The sequence below is a fragment of the Halocatena pleomorpha genome (genome assembly GCF_003862495.1).
GTDB classification, from domain to species: Archaea; Halobacteriota; Halobacteria; order Halobacteriales; family Haloarculaceae; genus Halocatena; species Halocatena pleomorpha.
Genome location: NZ_RRCH01000039.1, coordinates 1 through 20,888 on the forward strand (window position 1 = coordinate 1; position 20,888 = coordinate 20,888).

The following is a 20,888-nucleotide window of genomic DNA, read 5'->3' on the forward strand; positions in this document are numbered from 1 at the left end:
CGAGCCGACGGCGTACAGCTCAGGAAGCGAGAAATCGAATTCGGAGACGAAAAAATCGTGTGGATGTTGTACCAAGATACCAGCACCGTCTCCCGTGTTTTTTTCTGCGCCTGTCGTTCCTCGGTGTTCGAGGTTAGCGAGCAGTTCAAGCCCGTCCGATACCGGCTGGTGGGTCCGTTCGCCATCGAGATCCATGACGACGCCGACCCCACAACTCGCACGGGTGTCTGTTGGGTCCGCGAGCCCGGCACCACTCGCGAACGTGGGTGTTTGTCTCTCTGTCATACCGCTATCTGTCCGATAGATTCTTAAGTCATTTCTCCTCAAGGGGTAAGGGTATGTTCAAGTCAAATAAGGTCATATATACACTCTCCAACTAATACATATGGCCTGAACTCAATCGAAGCCGCCGAAGTGGGAGAGCGTTGCCGTGATACGGAATTCACTGTGCTCACAAGCAGTGTGAGGGTTCATCGGCAAGGCCATCATCCGGCTTGATGGAGCGATGAATGCCGCCGGGATTGAGAGCGGCGATCAGTAGGATTTGGCGAAATACGCAGTCGTTTCTGCGGACTCTCCACAGACGCCACAGCTGTCGTGGATCGGTTCCTCATCACCGGGAACTAACACGATTTCGGCGGCGATCTGGTCTTTGATCTCGGTTTCACACGCTTCCTCACCGCACCAGCCGGTTTTGACGTAGCCACCATGTTGACCGATCGTTCCGAGGATCTCCTCGCGGGACGCGGCTTCACGGATGTTTTCGTCGCGGTGTTCTTCTGCGGCGGCGTACAGCTTCGCGTACACCGTATCGAGGTGTTCGCGGGTGGTCTCGACGATGCTCTCTCGCGGTTCGGCTGTTGTTTCTCCGTCGGGCCGGTGAACGACTGACACCTGTTCGTCTTCGACTTCGTTCGGACCGATCTCAAACCGGACGGGCACGCCCTTTAGCTCCCATTCGTTGAACTTGAATCCGGGGTTGCGTTCGTCCCGATCATCCAGGTGGACGCGGATTCCCGCTGCCGCCAACGCCGATCGGATCTGCTCAGCGTATCCGAGCACTTCTTCGCGGGTGTCCTCCTGCCAGATCGGGACGATCACGACCTGCTTCGGCGCGATCGTGGGCGGGAGAACGAGCCCCTGATCATCCGAATGGGTCATGATGAGCGCACCGAGCGCGCGCCACGACAGTCCCCACGAGGTGGTGTGTGCGGTCCGCTCGTCCTCGTTTTCGTCGAGGTACGTGATGTCGAACGCCTCAGCGAAGCTCGTCCCGAGATAGTGGCTCGTCGCGGCCTGCACGCTCTTTCCGTCGGGCATCAACACCTCAAGCGTCGTTGTCGTATCCGCACCGGGGAACTTATCGTGTTCGGGTTTTCGACCACGAAGCGGGGGTAGCGCGAGCACGTCGGTGTACAGCCGTTCGTACTGATCGAGTCGGAGCATCGTCTCCTCCCACGCGTCATCACGGTTGTGGTGAGCGGTGTGGCCCTCCTGCCAGAGGAACTCCTTGGTGCGAAAGAACGGCTTGGTTTCGGTGGCCTCCCACCGTACCACCGAACACCACTGATTCACTCGCAGCGGCAGATCCCGGTGGCTGCGCACCCATTGGGAGATGTAGGGGGTGATGATCGACTCGCTTGTGGGTCGGACTGCGAGCCGTTCTTCAAGTTCGTCGTACCCTCCCTGAGTCACCCACGCCACTTCCGGGTCGAACCCCTCCACGATGTCCTTCTCCGCTTGGAGATACGATTCGGGGATGAACATCGGGAAATACGCGTTCTGGACGCCACTGTCCTTGAACCAGCCATCGAGGTGATCCTGAATCGCCTCCCACAGCGCGTACCCACGGGGGCGCGTGACGATGAACCCGCCCATAGGGGCGTAATCCGCAAGCTCAGCCTTCTGGACGACCTGTGCGTACCAGTCCCCCGTTTCGTGCTCTTTGCTCGCCGTTATTCCGAGATCCTGCTCGTTGCTCATGTAGAAACCTAACGGACACCCCTATTAAACCCGACGTGTCGCCATCTCTGGCGCTGGGCTTCGACAACGGAACCGAGTACGGCTCACTCCGAAAAGCGGAGCGCGTCATCAATCCAGTTCGGGCTTGAGCGCGCTGTCGCTCCCGCACACAATGGACGCCGGAGGCTGACCGGCGACCACCCCACGAATGCTTGAGCGTATCACGCCGTCAGTACGTCCAGAGCCGTCGGACGCGATCTGCGAGTTCGGGGTGTTCCGCTTCGATCTGGTCGGGATCGCGCGTCCCATCGACGTTGATGACGTGGACCAGCCCGCGCTCGTCGGTGTACACGTCCTGGAAGTCGTACACTACGCCGACGATGTCGGTGTCTTCGGGTACATCGTCGCTTTCGCGCAGGAACGCGACCTGTTGGTCGACGTTGTACTCCACGAGTCGGTTGATCGCCTCGCTCTCTTCGAGACCGTCGGGCAGCGCCCCAACGCCGTCAGCGAGCCGCTGTTTCAACAGGTCGATGCAGTGGCGGATGCCGGCTGGCTCTTCGATTCCGTCCGTTATGTCCTTGTAGGTGGCCGTGACAGCGCCACAGCCGGTGTGACCGATCACAACGACCGTCTCGGTGTCGGCGTGCACTAGTGGGTACAGCACGTCACCTGAGACGGCCATTCCGTCGGCCGTTTCCTCGTACACCCGGTTGCCGATCGCGCCCACCGTGAAGATCTCTCCCGGCGTGCGGTTGTCGAACAGCTCATCTTGCAAGACGCGCGAATCGGAACAACACACCGTGACGAAAGGCGGTGCTTGACCGTCTTGGACCTCCTCGAACCGGTCGTTCTCGAATTCGTGTGCGTGATGCTCGTTGTGTCCTAACAACTCACTTACTGAATCTGGCATTGTCGAACATCACCGTCCACACGGGGAGCCGATAAACGCGTTGTGACCTGTGGTGCGTGGCGTTCAAAACAATGATATTAGCTCAAACAATTGTATACCTACACGATGCCCGATGGTCCCGACGAAATATCGATGAACGAATTCGACGAACAGGCCGAAGAGCTGCTTGAACTGGAATCGGATCTCAGCTCGATGGTGGGTGCTGAAATGGACCCGAACGAACAGTACGAATCGGGGACAGTGCTGGGTGCCGAACGCGTACTGTTCGATGCGGTGCCGGACACGTATCCGACGACGATCCTCTCACCACACGCCCTCCGATTGGATGTTCAACTGAGCCCGAATCGTAACACATCGGTGTACATCGCGTGGCCCGAACAGTTAACGGGTGACACCTCTCTCGATCAGCTGTTGTCGACTGTCGATGTGCCTGCGCACTCGTTTGCCGACATCCTCGGGCGTGAAATCCCTGTAGAACGCGACGGCAGCCACTACGTTGTGGATCTCGAACACGAGTCACTCGACACGTCGGCCACGGCGGAGACCGACGTGTCGAGTGAGAACTCCGATGTGGAGTCACTCGACGATTCTGGCCTGACCTCACCACACTGGTACTACGTCGTCATTGCGTGCTTTCTTAGCTGGACTCTCTATTTCCCGCTACATCAATACACTCCTATAGTGGATATTACGATACTCGCGTGGCTCGTCTTCCCCGTGGGGATGTACTTCGACAACCAACACGTGCGAGAACGGAGCACGTGGACGCCGAACAAGTGGGTCTGGCCGATTCTTTCGCTGGTTTGGTTCCTCAACATCCCCGCCGTCCTCGTGTATCTGTACAAGCGCCACCAAGCAGAATTTCTACATACGGAATCGTCTGGACGAATTCAGACGGCTGTCGAATTCCTAACAGAGCGGCTCAGGCTGTGAGCAACACGGCCGCGACTGTTCACTTTTCTACGTTTCGCTTCTTCCGTCCACAGCAAACGGCGACTCTCCGTCAGTCCACTCCCAGCCCGGCAGTCGCGTCTGAAAGCCGGCGGCCAGAGCAGCGTCGAGATCGTCGATGCCGGCTGTCTCGCCCGAATGGTGGTGGATGTCGGCGTAGTGAAACGTGGCCGCTGCGAGCAACGACCGGGGCTGTCCGCCCGCGATGGTGGCGGCGAGTTCCTGTCCGAGCAGTTCGTCTACGACGAAGCCCGGATAATCATCCTCAACATCGAGTTCGCGGAGGATAGCGACGAGGGCGGCGACGTTGACGGCGCGGTCGCCGTCAGTGAACACGACATCGACTTCGGCGCGATACTGCTCGTCGCTCACGGGATCGACGGTCGTTCCGAACTGCTCACCCAGCGCGTCTCGGACTTCAGTGATCAACGGCGCGACCGGTCGATCGCGGACGAATTCGTACTCCGACCGGACGCGAGACGGTGTCAGATGCATGTCTGTACGTCCTCGTTTGTCCACTGATCGCACGAACGACTGAAACTAGTTACGCTCGGGGCGGTATATCCTGTGTGGTTGCGAAGGGTTTTATAATGACCGTACAGTAGAAATGAGTAACGCGGGTTTTCCGGACCGTCGTGAACGGTCGTGATATCAGAGTATGACCTGTTGTTCGATTTCAATGCTGGTTCCATGTCCGATCAGATCGATGTTAGATGATGTGTCGTGTAACGTGCAGTGGTGTCGTATGTTCCGGAACCCCGCCTATCTACGTGACCTATGAGCACGGTAGAGAAGCAACTTGACGATTTGAAAGCAGAGATTGCAGCCGAGATACCGAACGACATCTCCGTTTCTGATGTAACGTATGAGGGTCCCGAACTCGTCATCTACACCCGGGATCCGAAGAAGTTTGCACAGAACGGCGACCTGATTCGGACGCTCGCGGGAAAGCTTCGAAAACGCATCACCGTCCGACCCGATCCCGACGTGCTCGCGCGGCCAACGGACGCGGAAGCGCAGATTCGAGCGATCATTCCCGACGAGGCGGGCGTCACAGATCTCGACTTCCACGCGGACACCGGTGAGGTCGTGATCGAAGCCCAAAAGCCAGGAATGGTGATCGGTCGTCACGGATCGACGCTGCGCGAAATTACACAGAAGATCGGATGGACGCCGGAAGTCGTTCGAACGCCACCGATCGAGTCCGCAACCGTCTCGAACGTTCGGAACTTCCTGAAACAGGAACGCGAGGACCGCCGCGAGATCTTAGAGCGCGTCGGGCGGCAGATCCACCGCGAGGAACTCTCCGATGAACAGTGGGTTCGGATCAGTACGCTCGGCTGTTGTCGTGAGGTTGGTCGCGCGAGCTTCATCCTCTCGACGGCCGAAACCCGGATCCTCATCGACTGTGGTGACAAGCCCGGCGCGGAGGACGAAGTGCCGTATCTTCAGGCTCCCGAAGCCAACCCGCTCAACTCCATCGACGCCGTGGTGCTCACCCACGCCCACCTCGATCACTCGGCGCTCATTCCGCTCCTGTTCAAATACGGCTACGACGGACCGATCTACTGCACGGAGCCGACCCGTGACCTGATGGGTCTGTTGACGCTGGATTACCTCGATGTCGCTGCCAAGGAAGGACGGACGCCACCGTACGAAAGCGAGATGGTCCGTGAGGCGCTCAAACACACGATTCCGCTGGAATACGGCGACGTAACCGACATCGCGCCCGACGTGAAGCTCACCCTGCACAACGCCGGGCACATTCTCGGGAGCGCAGTGTCGCATTTCCACATCGGTGATGGGCTGTACAACGTCGCCTTCTCGGGCGACATCCACTACGAGGACACTCGGCTGTTCAACGGCGCGGTCAACGAGTTCCCGCGTGTCGAGACGCTCGTCATGGAGTCGACCTACGGCGGCCGGAACGACTACCAGACCGACCAAGCCGATTCCGAGCAGAAGCTGATGGAAGTCATTCAGGAAACGTACGATCGGGATGGGAAAATCCTCATTCCGGCGTTCGCTGTCGGTCGCTCCCAGGAGATCATGCTCGTGATCGAGGAGGCGATGCGCAAAGGGAAGATCCCTGAGATGCCCGTCCACCTCGATGGAATGATCTGGGAGGCAACGGCTATTCACACAACCTACCCCGAGTATCTCCGGGATGACCTGCGCGATCGGATCTTCCACGAAAACGAAAACCCGTTCCTTTCGTCCCAGTTCAACCACATCGACGGCGGTGAAGACGAACGCCGCGATGTCACCGACGGCGGTCCCTCCATCATCCTCTCCACGTCGGGAATGGTCACTGGTGGCCCGATCATGTCGTGGCTTGAACACCTCGGACCGGATCCGGACACCACGATGGTGTTCGTGGGCTACCAGGCCCAAGGCACGCTCGGGCGACGCATCCAGAGCGGGTGGGATGAAATCCCGATGAACGGCCGTGGCCGGTCGGACACCTTGTCGCTCGATCTGTCGGTCGAAACCGTCGATGGATTCTCCGGCCACTCCGGACGACAGGGACTCGTGGATTACGTCCGAACGATGAACCCACGCCCCGAGAAGGTGCTGTGTGTTCACGGTGATGAATCGTCGGTTCAGGACCTCTCCTCGGCGTTGTATCACAAGTTCGACATGAGGACGTTCGCTCCCAAGAACTTAGAGACGTTCCGGTTCCGGTAGTTCTCTGGTCTGAGTCCCGCTGTCGGAGTATTTATCGAGTTGTAAATTCTAATACGAGTATACTCAATGACAAATGAGTACTCCCTCGTCCGAAGGGACCAGGCGAACGAGGGAGAGGAATGGCATCCCAATACCGATCGACGGACGCGTCTGCGTTGGTCCCTCATCATCACCTCGTTACCGATCCAATTATCCATGGTGGTTGGTGTCATATTTTCCGTATCTGAACGAATCAAACCACAAATGTGTGGGACCGAGAAGGCCGTAGCGTTCAGTACTCTCGACGCCGAAGGGGACGTATGCAGTGTCACTACTGCGAGACGGAGGCTGCCCTGTCCGTCGAGAAAGACGGTGTGAAGGTCGGACTGTGTCAACAGCATTTCCGTGACCGGTTTGCGGAGCTACAGTCAGAGGGGTGGCTCGAAGCGCTTCAGGAGGAGTTAAACACCGAGCGCGTCGAATGAGGCAGTCGGGTGCTGGGGGTCGGACCTGACTTTTACTATCGCAATTAACCAACTACCGGTATGGAGCACGTCCACATCGAATCGGTGGAGGACTGGATGGGGCCGGCGTCAGTCAAGCGGCCGCTCGGCCGGGCGCTCGGAACCACGTCGTTGGCGATCAACTACTACGAACTCGCGCCGGGAGAGAGCTTCGCGTTCGGTTACCACCGCCACACCGAGCAAGAGGAGGTGTTTTACATCCAGTCGGGGAGGGTCACGTTCGAGACCGAGGCTGGTGACGTGACGGTCGAATCCGGTGAGACCATCCGGTTTGCGCCCGGTGAGTTCCAGCAAGGAACGAACCACGGCGAAGCGCGCGTCACGGCAATCGCGCTCGGCGGGCCGGCAGAACCGGGTGACACTGAGATCCGTCGTGACTGTCCCGACTGTGGGGAACGGACGCCACAGCGCATCGAGCCGGTCGACGACGCACTCCGGACGCTCTGTGAACACTGCGACGGAGAAACCGGGCGATTCACGTAGCCATGACAGCCGATCATCCTGTGGTCGTCTACGACGACGACTGTGGCTTTTGTACGTGGTGTGCGGAGTGGATCGTCCGCCGTGGCGCGTTTGACGCCGTCGGGTTCGCCAACCTGACGCCTCAACAGCAGTCTCGACTCCCGGCCGATTTCACTGACTGCGCCCACCTGCTCACTGACACCGACGTGTACTCCTGTGGTGAGGCCGTCGAAGAGGCGCTGATCCGCGCATATCCCGGGCTACAGCGACCGTTTTGGGTGCTTGATCACGTTCCGGGATACGTGGGTCTCCGCGAACGACTGTACGACTGGGTTGGTGACCACCGGCCGTGGTTCGGCCGGATTTGGAGCGCTGAGCCACCGGTCGAATCGGGACACCAACGGTAGACGACACCAAGCCCCTATTCGAACGCCGCAACGCCGGTCAGATCCTGCCCGAGGATGAGTGAGTGGATGTCGTGGGTTCCCTCGTAGGTGTAAACAGTTTCCATGTTCGTGAGATGGCGCATGGGTGAGTAATCAGCGGTAATGCCGTTGCCCCCGAGGATTTCCCGAGCGATTCGGGACTGATTCCGGGCTACACGGACGTTGTTGCGTTTCGCCATCGACACCTGTTGTGGCCGGAGTTCACCGCGCTCTTTGAGATCGGCCAGTCGGTGAGCGAGCAGTTGAGCGAGCGTGATCTGGGTTGCCATCTCCGCAAGCTTCTCCTGTTGGAGTTGGAACCGCGCGATCGGTCCCCCGAACTGGTCTCGATCGAGTGCGTACTGCCGGGCGGTTTCGAAACAGTCCCGCGCCGCGCCAACCGTGCCCCACGCGATACCGTAGCGTGCTTGTGTCAGACACGAAAGCGGTCCTTTCATCCCCGCAACGCCCGGCAGAACGCTTTCTTCAGGCACATGCACGTCGTTTAGTCCGATCTCACCAGTGATAGACGCCCGCAGCGAGAGCTTCTCTTTGATTTCGTTGGTGGTGACGCCCGCACGATCAGTTTCGACCAGAAAGCCTCGAATGGAGCCGTCGCTGTCTTCATCTCCACCAGTCACGCGTGCCCAGACGAGCGCGATGTCAGCGATCGGCGCGTTGGTGATCCACGTTTTCGAGCCGTTCAGAACGTACCCATCGTCCACACGCTCGGCTGTGGTTTCCATCCCCGAGGGATTCGAACCGTGCTGTGGTTCTGTCAGCCCGAAACAGCCGACCGCCTCGCCCGCGCCGAGTGGCTCCAGCCATTCGTCTTTCTGGGCTTCAGAGCCGTAGGCGTGGATCGGATACATCACGAGCGCGCCTTGAACGCTGGCCATCGACCGCAGCCCCGAATCACAGGCTTCGAGTTCGGCCATCAACAGCCCGTAAGCTGTCTCGCTCACGCCCGGCAGTCCGTACCCCTCAAGATTGGGCGCGTAAAATCCCAGATCGCCCATCTCCGGGATGAGTTCGGTCGGAAACGTCCCCTCGATCCAATACTCGCCAATCTCAGATTCGAGTTTGTCAGCAATGAATTCCTGCGCAGTGTCCCGAATCAGTCGCTCCTCAGCCGAGAGATCTGCCTGTAAATCTACGTAATCGAGCATGGAGGTTCTCCGGGACCACTCGGTAAAAACACTCGCCCATTCGGCCTGGAGTCAGCACTCACGCCGGTGCGTGGTGGACCTGCGCGGCGTAGTCAGTGAAGTTGTTGAATAGCTGCTTCGCTTCACAGGCTGCGGCGTACCGCTCGTCGGTGATGTCTGCGAGCACCGATTCGATGCGGTCCGCACCGAGGAACTCCTTGCGCTGCGTGACGGCCGCAGCGGTTTCCATGTCGTATTCGGGGTGGAACTGCACCCCGAACGCGTGGCCGACACGGAAGCCGTGAACGCCGTATTCGTTTTCAGCGATCCGTGCCGCGCCATCGGGAAGCTCGATTACGCGGTCTCCGTGCGTGGTAAAGACAGTGAACTGGTCACCGATCCCTGCGAACAGCGGAGAGCCCTCGTGTGAAACCTCCCGATAACCGATCTCGAATTCATCCATCTCCGCGACGGTCCCGCCCAGCGCGGTCGCCAACAGTTGGTGTCCGAAACAGACGCCCAAAATCGGCAGCCCTCGCTCATGTGCACCCTGTACCCACTCGCGGGTGTCATCAATCCACTGTTCGTCCCAGTACGCCGACGCGGCTGATCCTGTGACGATCACCCCATCGAAGTCGAACGAATCCGGGAGCTGTCCGCGAGAAACGAGAAACTCCGTGAGATCGGCGTCCACCTCCCGCCGGAAATTCCGGTTGGTCGAAGGGATGGCTGCATCCGTCGTGGACGCGTTTAACAACGCAAAACGCAACTGTGCCATTTGCACATTCTACCGGTCCCAGCCGTTTTGAAATTTCGGAACCATCCCGTTGTCAGACAGCTTTCTCAGTACGGTGACCCAGCCACTACGTCCTTGCGGGACCGTTCGGACGACGATCGCAGTTCGTTTCCCCATCCACGGCGTACCCCATCCAATGACCGAAACGCCGTGGGTGAGCCTCTTTTCGGGCGGCAAGGACTCCTCGTGGGCGCTCTACCGAGCGCTTGCGGCGGGCCATCCGGTCGAGCGGCTCGTCACCGTGCATCCGGAAGGCGATTCGTACATGTATCACGTTCCGGCGACGGAGCTAGCGGCGCTCGCTGCCGAAAGCATCGGGATCCCACTGTTGAACGTCCGTCCCGAGGCGTTCGACACCGACGCCACGACTAACGCGAGCGAACAGGGCGACCGAGAGATCGAACCGCTCGAACAGGCACTCCAGTCATTCGCGGCGGACCACGGGCTTGGAGGGATCGCGGCCGGCGCGGTCGAGAGCGAGTATCAGAATTCCCGCGTCGCGGCGATGTGCGACCGTCTCGGAGCGGAACTGTTCGCGCCGCTGTGGCACGAAAACCCCACGGCGCTCGCCCATTCAATGCTCGACGCTGGCTTCGAAATCACGATCGTGCAGGTCGCCGCTGCTGGACTGGACGAGTCGTGGCTCGGACGGACGCTCGACGAACAGGCGCTCCGGGACCTCCGTGATCTTAACGACCGGTACGGCGTGCACGTACTCGGAGAGGGCGGCGAATTCGAAACCATCGTCACTGACGGGCCACACATGGCGTCTCCGATCGAACTCGAATACGACACCGAATGGGACGGCCAGCGTGGTCGGCTGCTCGTCACCGACGCACGACTCGGCGGGACTCGCTGAAACCTCACGACACCCGTGAGTACGGTCCAATGAGCGCGTCCGACAGCACGGCGTCGTCGATGGTGACGTGTTCGTCGACGACTGTGTCCGTGAGTTCCGCGTTCGATAGCTCCGAATGCGGGAACACAACGGTGTTCGAGAGTGTGACATCCGTCAGCTCGGTATCAGCCATGATCTGGACGTTCTCCCCGATCTCGCAGTTCGTGATGTCGGCGGTTTCGTGAACGAGTGACGCCCCATCGAGTGCCCAGCCGAGCGCTTCGAGGTAGCTTTTGGGCGTGCCGATGTCGAACCACGCTTCGTCGAAGCTGTATGCGTACACGTCTTCGCGGGCTTGGAGCCACTCGATGAACCATCCCGGTTCGTCGGGATTGTTGTCCCCCGAAAGATACTCCTCGAACCGAATCGACTCCGCAGGGAACGCATAGCAAGCAATCGAGACAAGGGTGCTTTTTGGATTGTCGGGCTTTTCTTGTACATCTACCACCTGTTCGCCGTCGAGTGCGAGCAGCCCGTACGATTTCGCTTTTTCACGGGACCCAACGTCGTACGCCGCGAGCGTCGGGGCTTGGCGCTCCTCGAAGTAATCGATGAACGCCGACATCTCGAATCCCATGAGATTGTCCCCAGCAACGACGAGCAACCGGTCATCGATCCCTTCGCGCTCGACGAGTTGGGCCAGCGCGCCCATGACGCCGAACTTCTCGCTCTCTTCGGTCGTATCCTCGATCGAGAGCGTCGTTTTCTCGTATTCCTCGTCCGCAATATGCGATTTGAACTCCGCAGCGAAGTTTTCGTTCGTACTCAAATACACGTTCTCGATGCGGTCATCCCCCTCAAGCTCCGTGAGAATCCGGTCGATAACAGTCGTTTCACCGACTGGAAGGAGCATCTTGGGGCGGTGACGGGTGATCGGCCATAATCGAGTAGCGTAACCACCAGCCAGGACGACTGCGTGCATAGTCGCTGCCACTCAGCGTGGATGTATAGCCATTGCGACTCAGAACCCTCCGATAATCGTTTGTGGCATGAGTGGGTACGAGACGTATGCAGGGTGAGCGCGAAACGACGCGCCAGCAGATCGCAGCCCGCATTCGAAACGACCCGTCTCCGCCCGGTGTGCTTGCGAGCGAGTTCGCTATTCCGTGCAGTGTGGTGCTCTCGCACGTCGAACATCTCGCTCAATCTCTTCGCTCCACCGACGAACAGTTGCTCGCCGCACCGCCTGAATGTCGGGAGTGTGGCTTCTCGGAGTTCGACGACATCATCAACCGACCGTCGCGCTGTCCGAACTGCAAGAGCGAAAACGTCGACGAACCCGTGTTCACGATCGACTGAGGATCCCAGCGCGGGTGCCTCGCTGACGAATAACGCTCCAACTGCCGAAACGACGTTTTTCGACGGTCACACCAGTTGCGTTTCAGAGAGGCGGCTGCCGCTTCTCTTATTTAGGATGGCCTAAAAATCGGTGGCTTTATGTGTTTTAGGTTCGCCTAAATCCATACATGCACGAACTGATATCTCCGATGTGGAGTACCGTCGACGGTTCCAAGGGTTTAGGGGGGTGTAGCGATGCCGGACGCTGATGAGCTGTTGTCTCAACAGGCTGCCCGGGAATCGAACGCTCGGACGTACCCTCGTCACCTTCCGATCACCATCGAGACCGCCACGGGACTAGTCGTCGAGGACGTGGATGGGAACAGTTATCTCGACTGTCTCGCCGGTGCCGGGAGCCTCGCGTTGGGACACAACCACCCGGTTGTGGTCGACGCGATCGATCAGGCGTTACAAAACGAACGGCCCCATCACACGCTCGACCTCACGACGCCGCTCAAAGAACGGTTTGTCGATACGCTGTTCGAGAGCCTTCCCGATCGATTCGTCTCCTCAGCGAAGATCCAATTCTGTAGCCCGGCGGGAACTGACGCCGTGGAGGCGGCATTGAAGCTGGTGAAAACCGCGACCGGCAACCGTGACGTGCTGGCGTTTCAGGGTGGCTACCACGGGATGACCACCGGTGCGTTGAGCCTGATGGGCGACGTTGCTGTCAAATCCGACGTTTCCGGTTTGATGCCCGGTGTTCACCACCTGCCGTATCCCTACGACTACCGGAGTCCGTTCGGGTCGGCGGCCGGCCACGAGACCGCCAGCCGATACGTCGAGCACGTGTTAGACGATCCTAACGGCGGCATCGGGGAGCCGGCGGGGTTGATCACCGAACTTGTTCAGGGCGAGGGGGGCGTGATCCCCGCGCCCGACGCGTGGACACAGGAGATCCGACGGATCACCCGCGAGCGTGATATTCCCCTCATCGTAGACGAGATCCAAACCGGACTCGGACGGACAGGTGAGCTGTACGCGTTCGAGCACGCCGACATCACGCCCGATGTTGTGACGCTCTCGAAGGCGATCGGCGGAGGGCTTCCGCTGTCGGTGATCGTGTACGATGAGCGTCTCGATGTTTGGGAGCCGGGTGCTCATGCGGGGACGTTCCGGGGGCACCAGCTGGCGATGGCGGCGGGTCAGGCGACGATCGAATACGTGCTTGACAACGACTTAGACGAGCACGCGGCACAGATGGGTGCGCGCCTCGAATCCCGACTCGAACGCACCGACGAGCAGTTCGATGTGATCGGTGATGTTCGGGGCCGTGGGCTGATGCTCGGCGTCGAAATCGTCGATCCGGCAGCCGCCGGTGGCGAAACCGTCGACCCGGACGGGACTGATCCGAGCGAAACGCCGGACGAGCACGCCCCTCCGCATCCAGAGCATCCCGACCTCGCAAAACGGATTCAAGCGTCGTGTCTCGATCGCGGGTTGATCATCGAGCGGGGGGGTCGTGCGGGCGCGACGGTGCGATTCCTTCCGCCGTTGACCGTTTCGAAGGCACAGATCGACGAGATCGCGGCGATCTTCCACGAAGCCGTGGTAGCCGAAGCAGCCACGGAGGGGCGTCGATGAGCCGTACTGACGCGCCCGAGCGGGAGCGTACTGCCGGTCTCTTCTTGGGATCGGACACCACACCCGCCTACCGAACTGCGATGGAACAGGCGTACCGGGCCGTGACCGACGTGTATCTCGAACGAGCGACGCCGTACACCGGCCGCTCACCCGAGCAACTCGCCGCGCAGTTCGAGGACCACGACGTACTTCCCGAGAACGGACAGGGAGTGACGGAGACGATCGAAACGGTTGCCCAGACGGTGGTCGCCAACTCCGTCGGAACGTCCGACCCCGCGTGTGTGGCACACCTCCAGTGTCCACCAATGATCCCGGCGTTGGCGGCAGAGGTGCTTATCTCTGCCACCAACCAGTCGTTGGATTCGTGGGATCAGGCACCGGCGGCGACGGAACTGGAAACTCGTCTGATCGAGGCGCTGGCGGGCGTGTTCGGCTACGGAGACGACGCTGACGGCGTGTTCACGTCCGGCGGCACCCAGTCGAATTTCATGGGGCTGTTGCTCGCGCGCAACTGGGTGCTCGATGAACGGTTCGACCACGACGCACAGGCGGACGGTCTCCCACCGGCTGCGGATTCGCTGCGAATCCTCTGTTCGGCGGACGCCCATTTCACGGCGCGCCAAGCCGCGGCACAGCTCGGACTCGGTGAGCGCGCCATCGTTTCGATCCCCACCGACGAGCACCATCGCCTCTCGATCGACGCCCTCGATTCGACACTCGCGGAGTTGGCCGCCGATGACTGCGAGCCGTTCGCGTTGATCGGAACGGCTGGGACGACCGATTTCGGTAGCATCGATCCGTTGGCCAAACTCGGTGCTCACGCGCGCGAACACGATCTGTGGTTCCACGTCGACGCGGCGTACGGCGGCGCACTCGCGCTCAGCGATCGTCACCGAGAGAAACTACGCGGCATCGAGATGGCCGATTCGATCGCCGTGGACTTTCACAAGCTGTTTTACCAGCCGCTCAGCTGTGGAGCGTTCCTCCTCGGGGACGGCACACACTACCAGTACATCGACCGCAACGCCGAGTATCTCAACCCAGAATCCGATGACGCCGCGCATCTCGTCTCCAAGTCGGTTCAAACCTCCCGGCGGTTCGACGCGCTGAAACCGTACATCGCGTTTCGAACGCTCGGCCGGGACGGCTTCGAGGAGCTGATCGATTACACCCTCGATCTCACAACCGCAGTCGCCCAACGGATCAAGGACGATCCCGCGTTCGAGCTGAAACACGAACCGACGTTGAACGCCGTAGTGTTCCGGTATCGTCCGCCGACGAACGCAGAGACAGCGATCAACGACCGGATCCGAGATCGGTTACGCGCTGCGGGCACCGCCATGATCGCCAGAACGACCGTCGACGGCGAGCCGTGTCTCAAATTCACGCTGTTGAACCCACGGACGACGGTTGAGACCATCGAGGACGTCCTCACGGCGATCAAACGACACGGGTCGGCGCTTTCGACCGGTGAGCGAACGACACGGGGGGTGGAACAATGACGGCACAATCGCCCGACGCGGAGTCAATCGCCCGAGCAGCGACGACACACGGACTGTTGAACTGCTATTTCAGGGAAACCGGGCGGTTCGACCGTCGAGAGCCGGCGGCGATCGCCCACTCTGACTGTTCGGTGGTGTTCCACAGCGAGCTGCCGAACATGGGCATGGAGTTAGCGGTGCCCGTCCGACACGATTCACCGACCGGTCGGCACCTGTTCGCGTTGCCGGTGTACTGTCGCTCCGGGTCAGACGGCTGGACCGAGTTGGACTACGCCACGCTCGCCAGCGTGATCGTTCGGGATCTCGCGCTGTCGCACTCGGATCCTGACAGCGCGGACGAACTCCTGCTGGGGATCATTCGCAGCTGTCAGAACACGGCGCGGTACGTGGCGGCTCGGGACGATGTTGACCGGCTGTACGGCGACGATCCGACGTTCCGAGACGCCGAGCAGTCGCTTGTGTTCGGTCACCTCCTTCATCCCACACCGAAACACAGAGAGGGAATTGCCACGCGCGACGAACCGACGTACGCGCCCGAGTTGCGCGGACAGTTCCAGCTCCACTACTTCCGCGCCGCGCCCGAACTCGTGCACCATGGCTCGGCGCGAGAGGCGTCGGCCATCGAGTGGGTAAAAACGGAGCTGCGTGATTCGGGCGTGCCTGACAGTCGCCTTGATGGCGACGACGCGGTGATTCCGGTCCATCCGTGGCAGGCGGCGTATCTGCTTGATCAGCCACACGTCGAGGCGGCGATCGAGGCAGGGACGCTCGAACACCTCGGCGCGCTCGGACCGACGTTTTATCCTACGTCATCGGTACGGACCCTCTACAGCCCGAGTACGTCGTTCATGGTGAAAGGATCGTTGAACGTGCGGATCACGAACTCGGTTCGGACGAACAAGCAACCTGAGCTACGGCGAGGCGTCGCAGTATCGGAGCTGCTCGAAACTGATCTCGGGACGCAGCTTCACGAGCGATATCCGGCCTTCGACATCGTTCGGGATCCGGCGTATCTCACGCTCGATCTGGGGACCGAACCAGAATCCGGGTTCGAAGTCGTGTTGCGAGAGAACCCGTTTTGTGATGGGCACGAAACCGGTGTCACGCCGGTCGTCGCGCTCTGTCAGGACCACGTCCACAGCACCCACCTCACTGGCGATGGCGACGGAACTCGCTCCCGGCTCAGCACCATCGTTCACGCGATAGCGGAGCGTGAGGGGCGGGATACGGCGGCTGTGAGCGAGGAGTGGTTCCGGCGGTATCTGTCGATCTCCGTTCGACCGGTGTTGTGGCTGTATCTCACCTACGGGGTCGGACTCGAAGCTCACCAGCAAAACAGCGTGCTCGCCATGACGGACGGATATCCGGATCGGTTCTACTACCGCGACAACCAGGGGTATTACTTCGCTGAATCGACCTACGAGACCGTCGATGCGTTGGTACCGGGTGTCGGTGAGCGCGCCGATACGATCTGTCGTGACGACGTTACAGACGAGCGGATCCGGTACTACGTGATCCTCAACAACGCCTTCGGACTCATCAACGCCTTCGGTTCCGCTGGACTCATTGCGGAACGCCGGCTGCTTGAGCTGCTTCGAGAGGTGTTGCAGGAACTGCGCCAGTTCGATCGTGACTCCTCAACGCTGCTCGAAGAGCTGCTCACCGCCGAGACGCTTCCGTGTAAGGCGAACTTACTGACACGGCTTCACGGGATGGATGAACTCGAAGGATCGATCGAAAACCAGTCGGTGTACACGGAGATCGACAATCCCCTCGTGACCGAGCTGGAGGTGTCCCAGCAATGAGCACCGGCATCAACACGGCTGCCTACGACTACCGAACGTACGATCCGACACTGGAACGGACGATCGCGTTCCGGAAGGCGACGATGGACCGTGATTTAGAGCGGCTTCACGCGTGGTTCAATGCCGAGCACGTGCTGCCGTACTGGCAGCTGAACGATCCCCTCCCGGCGGTTCGGGCGGCTGTCGCAGAGAAACTCGACGACGCGCATCTAACGCCGTACATCGGCTATCTCGACCACGTACCGATGAGCTACTGGGAGTGTTACTGGGCAGGAAGCGACGAACTGGCCGACTACTGTGAGACCGAACCGGCCGATCAGGGGATTCATCTGCTCATCGGGCCTGAAGAGTATCTCGGACGCGGATACGCGATCCCGTTGGTGCGAGCAGTCACGGAACTGCAGTTTTCCCACCCCGAAACCGACCGCATCCTCACAGAACCCGATATCAGAAACGACGCCGTTATCCACGTGTTCGAACGGTGTGGGTTCGAGCCACGACGGGAGATCGAACTCCCTGAAAAAGACGCCCTGTTGATGGTGTGTGAGCGCGATCGGTTTCAGGCGCTCCACAGCGACCGAGAGGTGCCCACCGATGACTGAGGTGTATGATGTCGTCGGGATCGGTCTCGGGCCGTTCAATCTCGGATTAGCGGCCCTGCTCGACGACACCGAGGCGACGGGGCTGTTTCTCGAACAGCGCTCGGAATTCGTCTGGCACGAGGGCATGCTCATCGAGGGGACGACGCTCGAAGTGCCGTTTCTGGCGGATCTCGTCACGCTTGCCGATCCAACCAACCCCTACAGCTACCTCAACTATCTGCGCGAAACGGGACGGATCTACGAATTTTATTTCTATGAGACGTTCCAGATCCCTCGGCGGGAGTACGACGACTACCTCCGGTGGGTGTCCGAACGGCTCAACAGCTGTGTGTTCGACCGTCGGGTCGATTCCGTCCGCTGGGACGAACACACAGAACGGTTCGTCCTCACGGCCGTCGACCCAGAGACCGGTGACACCCACGAATACCACGCCGAGAACGTCGCGCTCGGGATCGGGAGTCAGCCCCACGTTCCGGATGAACTGGGTGATCACCCCGCTCAGGACGTGTTCCACACCGCCTCGTATCTCCATCGCAGAGAGCGGTGTCTCGACGCCGATTCGATCACGGTCGTCGGATCTGGCCAGAGCGCCGCGGAAGTCTTTCTCGATCTCCTTGACCACCAACCCGACGGCGGCTACCGCCTCGATTGGCTGACGCGCTCGGATGGCTTTTTCCCGATGGAGTATTCGAAACTCGGACTCCAGCATTTCACCCCAGAGTACACTCAATACGTGTACGACCTTCCACAGGAAACCAAAGACGAACTTATTCCGGACCAAGACCTGCTGTACAAAGGAATCGACGTGACTACGAGCGCGGAGATTTACGACCTGCTCTACCGGCGTTCGATCGGGAACCGTGACCCGAACGTCGGTCTCTTTGCGATGACCGCGGTGTCCGGGATCGAATCAACGGACGAAGGCTATCGGTTGGCGTGTGAGCAAACCCAGACCGAACAGGCGTTTTCCCACGAGAGCGACGTGGTGGTCCTCGGAACTGGCTACGAGCGTCCCGTTCCGGACTGTCTCGATCCGCTGTCCGAACGGATCACGGTCGACGATCACGGCCGATTCGAGATCACCGAGGATTATCGGCTCGAACTCCCCGACATCGGTGGTCAGGTGTTCGTTCAGAACGCCGAATTACACACCCACGGCGTCGGAACGCCGGATCTCGGTCTTGGCTGCTACCGGAACACACGCATCGTGAACCAACTCCTCGGCCGTGAGCGGTACCCGTTGGATACCGACACCGTTTACCAGGATTTCGCTCTCGATCAGTTCATCGAGCACGCCCCCGGCGCTACGGTGCCAAACGAATCGACTGACGACCAGCAGTCCGACCCGTCCACACGGCCGGCGTCGGAGACACACACCGACTACCAACAATGACGCTTGGATATCAGAACTCCCAGACGGAGGAATCGATAGCCGACACCATCCCGCTCGAAACGGCGTTGACGCCTGATGTGTGGGAAACCGTCAGCCGCCGGTTGCTGAGCAAGATGCTCTCGATGTTCATGTACGAGGAGATCATCACGCCCGTTCCGGAGGACGACACCGAGACCGGTGATCGAATCCGGTATCGGTTGCCGATGGACACCGACAGCAACTATCGGTTCGAAGCGACCGAGCGGTTGCTGGACAGCTATCACGTGCACGAAGCGACGATCGAGCGTCAGACGGATGGAGCGTGGCAACCGGCAACCGATCCGATCCGGTTTCTGCGGGATCTCCAGCCGACGATTGGTATCGATCCGCTCACGGCCGGCAACCTCATCCGCGAGTACAACAACACGTTGCTCGCGGACGCTCACATCGAAGCCCGGAGCCGAACGCGCGAAACGACCGATCTCACCGAACTCGACTACGCCCAACTGGAGGGTGAAATGGAGGGCCATCCGTGGATCACGTACAATAAGGGCCGGCTCGGGTGGGGGTACACCGACTACCGATCGTACGCACCCGAACAACAGCGACCAATCACGCTATCGTGGGTGGCTGTGTCCCGCGAGAACGCGACGTTCTCCGCCGTAAACGGCGTCTCACACGACTCGCTCGTGCAGAGTGAGCTTGGCGATCACTACCACCAGTTCTGTAGCCAACTCCGGTCGGACGGTCTCGATCCTGATTCGTACTACTTCCTGCCGATCCACGACTGGCAGTGGGACAACTCGATCGTGCAGTTGTTCCCTCGGGATATCGCCACCGACGACATCGTTCCGCTCGGGGATGGCCCGGATCGGTATCTGCCCCAACAGTCCGTCCGGACGTTCGTGAACATCGATTCGGTGGATCGCCACCACGTGAAACTCCCGATGCGGATGCTCAACACGCTCGTGTGGCGCGGGCTGCCGGGCAGCCGAACGGAGCTAGCACCGACGATCACGGAGTACATCAAAGGGATCTATGAGACCGACGAGTTCCTCTCTTCGGAGTGTGACCTCATCTTGCCGGGGGAGATCGCCGGAATCAACTACGATCACGAGGATTTCACCGCCATCGATGGCGTCCCATATCAGTACACGGAACTACTGGGGACGATCTGGCGCGAGAGCATCTACACGTTCGTCGATGAGGACGAACAGCCGATCACGTTGGCGGCGTTGGCTCACGTCGAGAACGGGACGCCGTATCTCTCACAGCTTGTCGAGCGTTCGGGGCTTACGCTGGATGAGTGGCTCGAACAGCTTTTCGATGTGGTGTTGCCGCCGCTGTTGCATTTCCTCTATCGGTACGGCACCGTCTTCTCTCCCCACGGTCAGAACACGATTCTCATACTGGAGGACGGCATTCCAACCCGGCTCGCGGTCAAGGATTTCGTGGATGACGTGAACGTCAGCGACCAGCCACTGCCGGAACTGGAAGCGCTGCCCGACGAACTGCGCAGCGTGCTCCGGACCGAACCACCAGAAGGGCTGTGTCAGTTCATCTTCAGCGGGCTGTTCGTCGGCGTGCTCCGGTACGTCGCTGATATTCTCGAAACCCACCACGGTTACGACGAACGACGCCTATGGACCCACGCACGCGAAACGATCCTCCGGTACCAAGACCGGTTCCCGGAGCTTCAAGACCGCTTCGAGCTGTTCGATCTGCTCCGACCGGAGTTCACGAAACTCTGTCTCAACCGCAACCGGCTGTTGGAGTATGGCTACGGCGACGCACCCGGCCGACCGCACGCCGCCGAACACGGCACCGTCCGCAACGCGCTCGACGTGGTCGGAGAGGACTGAGCCGATTGCTGAGCGTGCTGATCGAACGGTGATGATCGCTTCGACCTGATTTTCTGTCTTGTTACGGTCTCATACGA

Annotated in this window: 20 protein-coding genes; 13 read left to right on the plus strand and 7 right to left on the minus strand. The window is 60.1% G+C overall.

Annotated elements, in window-relative coordinates; all coding sequences use genetic code 11:
* From EIK79_RS16060 to EIK79_RS16070, 3 genes are all read right to left on the minus strand, one after another.
* Positions 1 to 285 (minus strand): hypothetical protein (locus tag EIK79_RS16060; protein WP_148094157.1); only part of this gene is annotated, 285 nt, incomplete at its 3' end.
* A gap of 249 nt (positions 286 to 534) precedes the next feature.
* Positions 535 to 1,983: a proline--tRNA ligase gene (gene proS, locus EIK79_RS16065; protein ID WP_124956516.1), complete on the minus strand. Its 1,449-nt coding sequence runs from the start codon at positions 1,981 to 1,983 to the stop codon at positions 535 to 537.
* A 208-nt stretch (positions 1,984 to 2,191) separates the two neighbouring features.
* Complete coding sequence (locus EIK79_RS16070) at positions 2,192 to 2,875, minus strand: carbonic anhydrase (protein WP_124956518.1); 684 nt, start codon at positions 2,873 to 2,875, stop codon at positions 2,192 to 2,194.
* A gap of 105 nt (positions 2,876 to 2,980) precedes the next feature.
* On the opposite strand from EIK79_RS16070, the gene EIK79_RS16075 reads away from it, so the two are divergent.
* Positions 2,981 to 3,808 carry a hypothetical protein gene (locus EIK79_RS16075; protein ID WP_124956520.1) on the plus strand — a complete coding sequence of 276 codons (828 nt, stop codon included), beginning with the start codon at positions 2,981 to 2,983 and terminating at the stop codon, positions 3,806 to 3,808.
* A 27-nt stretch (positions 3,809 to 3,835) separates the two neighbouring features.
* On the opposite strand, the gene EIK79_RS16080 is transcribed toward EIK79_RS16075, so the two are convergent.
* Positions 3,836 to 4,321 (minus strand): hypothetical protein, encoded by a 486-nt coding sequence (locus EIK79_RS16080; RefSeq protein ID WP_124956522.1) that lies wholly within the window; start codon positions 4,319 to 4,321, stop codon positions 3,836 to 3,838.
* A gap of 282 nt (positions 4,322 to 4,603) precedes the next feature.
* On the opposite strand from EIK79_RS16080, the gene EIK79_RS16085 reads away from it, so the two are divergent.
* The 4 genes from EIK79_RS16085 (at position 4,604) to EIK79_RS16095 (ending at position 7,886) form a co-directional block, all read left to right on the plus strand.
* A complete protein-coding gene (locus EIK79_RS16085) occupies positions 4,604 to 6,514 on the plus strand; it encodes a beta-CASP ribonuclease aCPSF1 (protein ID WP_124956524.1) in 1,911 nt (636 codons plus the stop codon).
* Between the two features lie 299 nt (positions 6,515 to 6,813).
* Positions 6,814 to 6,978 (plus strand): DUF6757 family protein, encoded by a 165-nt coding sequence (locus EIK79_RS18270; protein WP_185715679.1) that lies wholly within the window; start codon positions 6,814 to 6,816, stop codon positions 6,976 to 6,978.
* A 60-nt stretch (positions 6,979 to 7,038) separates the two neighbouring features.
* The gene (locus EIK79_RS16090; RefSeq protein WP_124956526.1) at positions 7,039 to 7,500 is read left to right on the plus strand and encodes a cupin domain-containing protein; all 462 of its coding nucleotides are present in this window, start codon (positions 7,039 to 7,041) and stop codon (positions 7,498 to 7,500) included.
* A 2-nt stretch (positions 7,501 to 7,502) separates the two neighbouring features.
* Complete coding sequence (locus tag EIK79_RS16095; RefSeq protein ID WP_185715680.1) at positions 7,503 to 7,886, plus strand: thiol-disulfide oxidoreductase DCC family protein; 384 nt, start codon at positions 7,503 to 7,505, stop codon at positions 7,884 to 7,886.
* 14 nt (positions 7,887 to 7,900) lie between these two features.
* Here the strand turns inward: EIK79_RS16095 and EIK79_RS16100 are convergent, their stop codons facing one another.
* Together EIK79_RS16100 and EIK79_RS16105 are read right to left on the minus strand one after the other, a co-directional pair.
* The gene (locus tag EIK79_RS16100) at positions 7,901 to 9,073 is read right to left on the minus strand and encodes an acyl-CoA dehydrogenase family protein (RefSeq protein ID WP_124956528.1); all 1,173 of its coding nucleotides are present in this window, start codon (positions 9,071 to 9,073) and stop codon (positions 7,901 to 7,903) included.
* A gap of 58 nt (positions 9,074 to 9,131) precedes the next feature.
* The gene (locus tag EIK79_RS16105; RefSeq protein ID WP_124956530.1) at positions 9,132 to 9,830 is read right to left on the minus strand and encodes a type 1 glutamine amidotransferase; all 699 of its coding nucleotides are present in this window, start codon (positions 9,828 to 9,830) and stop codon (positions 9,132 to 9,134) included.
* A 154-nt stretch (positions 9,831 to 9,984) separates the two neighbouring features.
* Here EIK79_RS16105 and EIK79_RS16110 point away from each other — a divergent pair, with 154 nt between their 5' ends.
* A complete protein-coding gene (locus tag EIK79_RS16110; RefSeq protein WP_124956532.1) occupies positions 9,985 to 10,707 on the plus strand; it encodes a diphthine--ammonia ligase in 723 nt (240 codons plus the stop codon).
* A 4-nt stretch (positions 10,708 to 10,711) separates the two neighbouring features.
* On the opposite strand, the gene EIK79_RS16115 is transcribed toward EIK79_RS16110, so the two are convergent.
* Positions 10,712 to 11,668: a sugar phosphate nucleotidyltransferase gene (locus tag EIK79_RS16115; RefSeq protein ID WP_124956534.1), complete on the minus strand. Its 957-nt coding sequence runs from the start codon at positions 11,666 to 11,668 to the stop codon at positions 10,712 to 10,714.
* 86 nt (positions 11,669 to 11,754) lie between these two features.
* Between EIK79_RS16115 and EIK79_RS16120 the strand changes: the two genes are divergently transcribed.
* The 7 genes from EIK79_RS16120 (at position 11,755) to EIK79_RS16150 (ending at position 20,811) form a co-directional block, all read left to right on the plus strand.
* Positions 11,755 to 12,045 carry a transcriptional regulator gene (locus EIK79_RS16120; protein WP_124956536.1) on the plus strand — a complete coding sequence of 97 codons (291 nt, stop codon included), beginning with the start codon at positions 11,755 to 11,757 and terminating at the stop codon, positions 12,043 to 12,045.
* A gap of 234 nt (positions 12,046 to 12,279) precedes the next feature.
* Positions 12,280 to 13,668: a diaminobutyrate--2-oxoglutarate transaminase gene (locus tag EIK79_RS16125; RefSeq protein WP_124956538.1), complete on the plus strand. Its 1,389-nt coding sequence runs from the start codon at positions 12,280 to 12,282 to the stop codon at positions 13,666 to 13,668.
* A complete protein-coding gene (locus tag EIK79_RS16130; protein ID WP_124956540.1) occupies positions 13,665 to 15,170 on the plus strand; it encodes a pyridoxal phosphate-dependent decarboxylase family protein in 1,506 nt (501 codons plus the stop codon). The genes EIK79_RS16125 and EIK79_RS16130 overlap by 4 nt, the downstream gene beginning before the upstream one ends.
* Positions 15,167 to 16,975 carry an IucA/IucC family protein gene (locus tag EIK79_RS16135; RefSeq protein ID WP_124956542.1) on the plus strand — a complete coding sequence of 603 codons (1,809 nt, stop codon included), beginning with the start codon at positions 15,167 to 15,169 and terminating at the stop codon, positions 16,973 to 16,975. The genes EIK79_RS16130 and EIK79_RS16135 overlap by 4 nt, the downstream gene beginning before the upstream one ends.
* Positions 16,972 to 17,577, plus strand: a complete 606-nt coding sequence (locus EIK79_RS16140) for a GNAT family N-acetyltransferase (RefSeq protein ID WP_124956544.1) — start codon at positions 16,972 to 16,974, stop codon at positions 17,575 to 17,577. Before EIK79_RS16135 ends, EIK79_RS16140 begins: the two co-directional genes overlap by 4 nt.
* The gene (locus EIK79_RS16145; RefSeq protein ID WP_124956546.1) at positions 17,570 to 18,970 is read left to right on the plus strand and encodes a lysine N(6)-hydroxylase/L-ornithine N(5)-oxygenase family protein; all 1,401 of its coding nucleotides are present in this window, start codon (positions 17,570 to 17,572) and stop codon (positions 18,968 to 18,970) included. The genes EIK79_RS16140 and EIK79_RS16145 overlap by 8 nt, the downstream gene beginning before the upstream one ends.
* On the plus strand, positions 18,967 to 20,811 hold the full coding sequence (locus tag EIK79_RS16150) for an IucA/IucC family protein (RefSeq protein ID WP_124956548.1): 1,845 nt from the start codon (positions 18,967 to 18,969) through the stop codon (positions 20,809 to 20,811). Before EIK79_RS16145 ends, EIK79_RS16150 begins: the two co-directional genes overlap by 4 nt.
* Positions 20,812 to 20,888 lie beyond the last annotated feature (77 nt).

Excerpts from the sequence above, each read along its gene's own strand:
- proS (WP_124956516.1), bottom strand. The coding sequence starts at position 1,983 with ATGAGCAACGAGCAGGATCTCGGAATAACGGCGAGCAAAGAGCACGAA.
- EIK79_RS16070 (WP_124956518.1), bottom strand. The coding sequence starts at position 2,875 with ATGCCAGATTCAGTAAGTGAGTTGTTAGGACACAACGAGCATCACGCA.
- EIK79_RS16075 (WP_124956520.1), top strand. The coding sequence starts at position 2,981 with ATGCCCGATGGTCCCGACGAAATATCGATGAACGAATTCGACGAACAG.
- EIK79_RS16080 (WP_124956522.1), bottom strand. The coding sequence starts at position 4,321 with ATGCATCTGACACCGTCTCGCGTCCGGTCGGAGTACGAATTCGTCCGC.
- EIK79_RS16085 (WP_124956524.1), top strand. The coding sequence starts at position 4,604 with ATGAGCACGGTAGAGAAGCAACTTGACGATTTGAAAGCAGAGATTGCA.
- EIK79_RS18270 (WP_185715679.1), top strand. The coding sequence starts at position 6,814 with ATGCAGTGTCACTACTGCGAGACGGAGGCTGCCCTGTCCGTCGAGAAA.
- EIK79_RS16090 (WP_124956526.1), top strand. The coding sequence starts at position 7,039 with ATGGAGCACGTCCACATCGAATCGGTGGAGGACTGGATGGGGCCGGCG.
- EIK79_RS16095 (WP_185715680.1), top strand. The coding sequence starts at position 7,503 with ATGACAGCCGATCATCCTGTGGTCGTCTACGACGACGACTGTGGCTTT.
- EIK79_RS16100 (WP_124956528.1), bottom strand. The coding sequence starts at position 9,073 with ATGCTCGATTACGTAGATTTACAGGCAGATCTCTCGGCTGAGGAGCGA.
- EIK79_RS16105 (WP_124956530.1), bottom strand. The coding sequence starts at position 9,830 with ATGGCACAGTTGCGTTTTGCGTTGTTAAACGCGTCCACGACGGATGCA.
- EIK79_RS16110 (WP_124956532.1), top strand. The coding sequence starts at position 9,985 with ATGACCGAAACGCCGTGGGTGAGCCTCTTTTCGGGCGGCAAGGACTCC.
- EIK79_RS16115 (WP_124956534.1), bottom strand. The coding sequence starts at position 11,668 with ATGCACGCAGTCGTCCTGGCTGGTGGTTACGCTACTCGATTATGGCCG.
- EIK79_RS16120 (WP_124956536.1), top strand. The coding sequence starts at position 11,755 with ATGCAGGGTGAGCGCGAAACGACGCGCCAGCAGATCGCAGCCCGCATT.
- EIK79_RS16125 (WP_124956538.1), top strand. The coding sequence starts at position 12,280 with ATGCCGGACGCTGATGAGCTGTTGTCTCAACAGGCTGCCCGGGAATCG.
- EIK79_RS16130 (WP_124956540.1), top strand. The coding sequence starts at position 13,665 with ATGAGCCGTACTGACGCGCCCGAGCGGGAGCGTACTGCCGGTCTCTTC.
- EIK79_RS16135 (WP_124956542.1), top strand. The coding sequence starts at position 15,167 with ATGACGGCACAATCGCCCGACGCGGAGTCAATCGCCCGAGCAGCGACG.
- EIK79_RS16140 (WP_124956544.1), top strand. The coding sequence starts at position 16,972 with ATGAGCACCGGCATCAACACGGCTGCCTACGACTACCGAACGTACGAT.
- EIK79_RS16145 (WP_124956546.1), top strand. The coding sequence starts at position 17,570 with ATGACTGAGGTGTATGATGTCGTCGGGATCGGTCTCGGGCCGTTCAAT.
- EIK79_RS16150 (WP_124956548.1), top strand. The coding sequence starts at position 18,967 with ATGACGCTTGGATATCAGAACTCCCAGACGGAGGAATCGATAGCCGAC.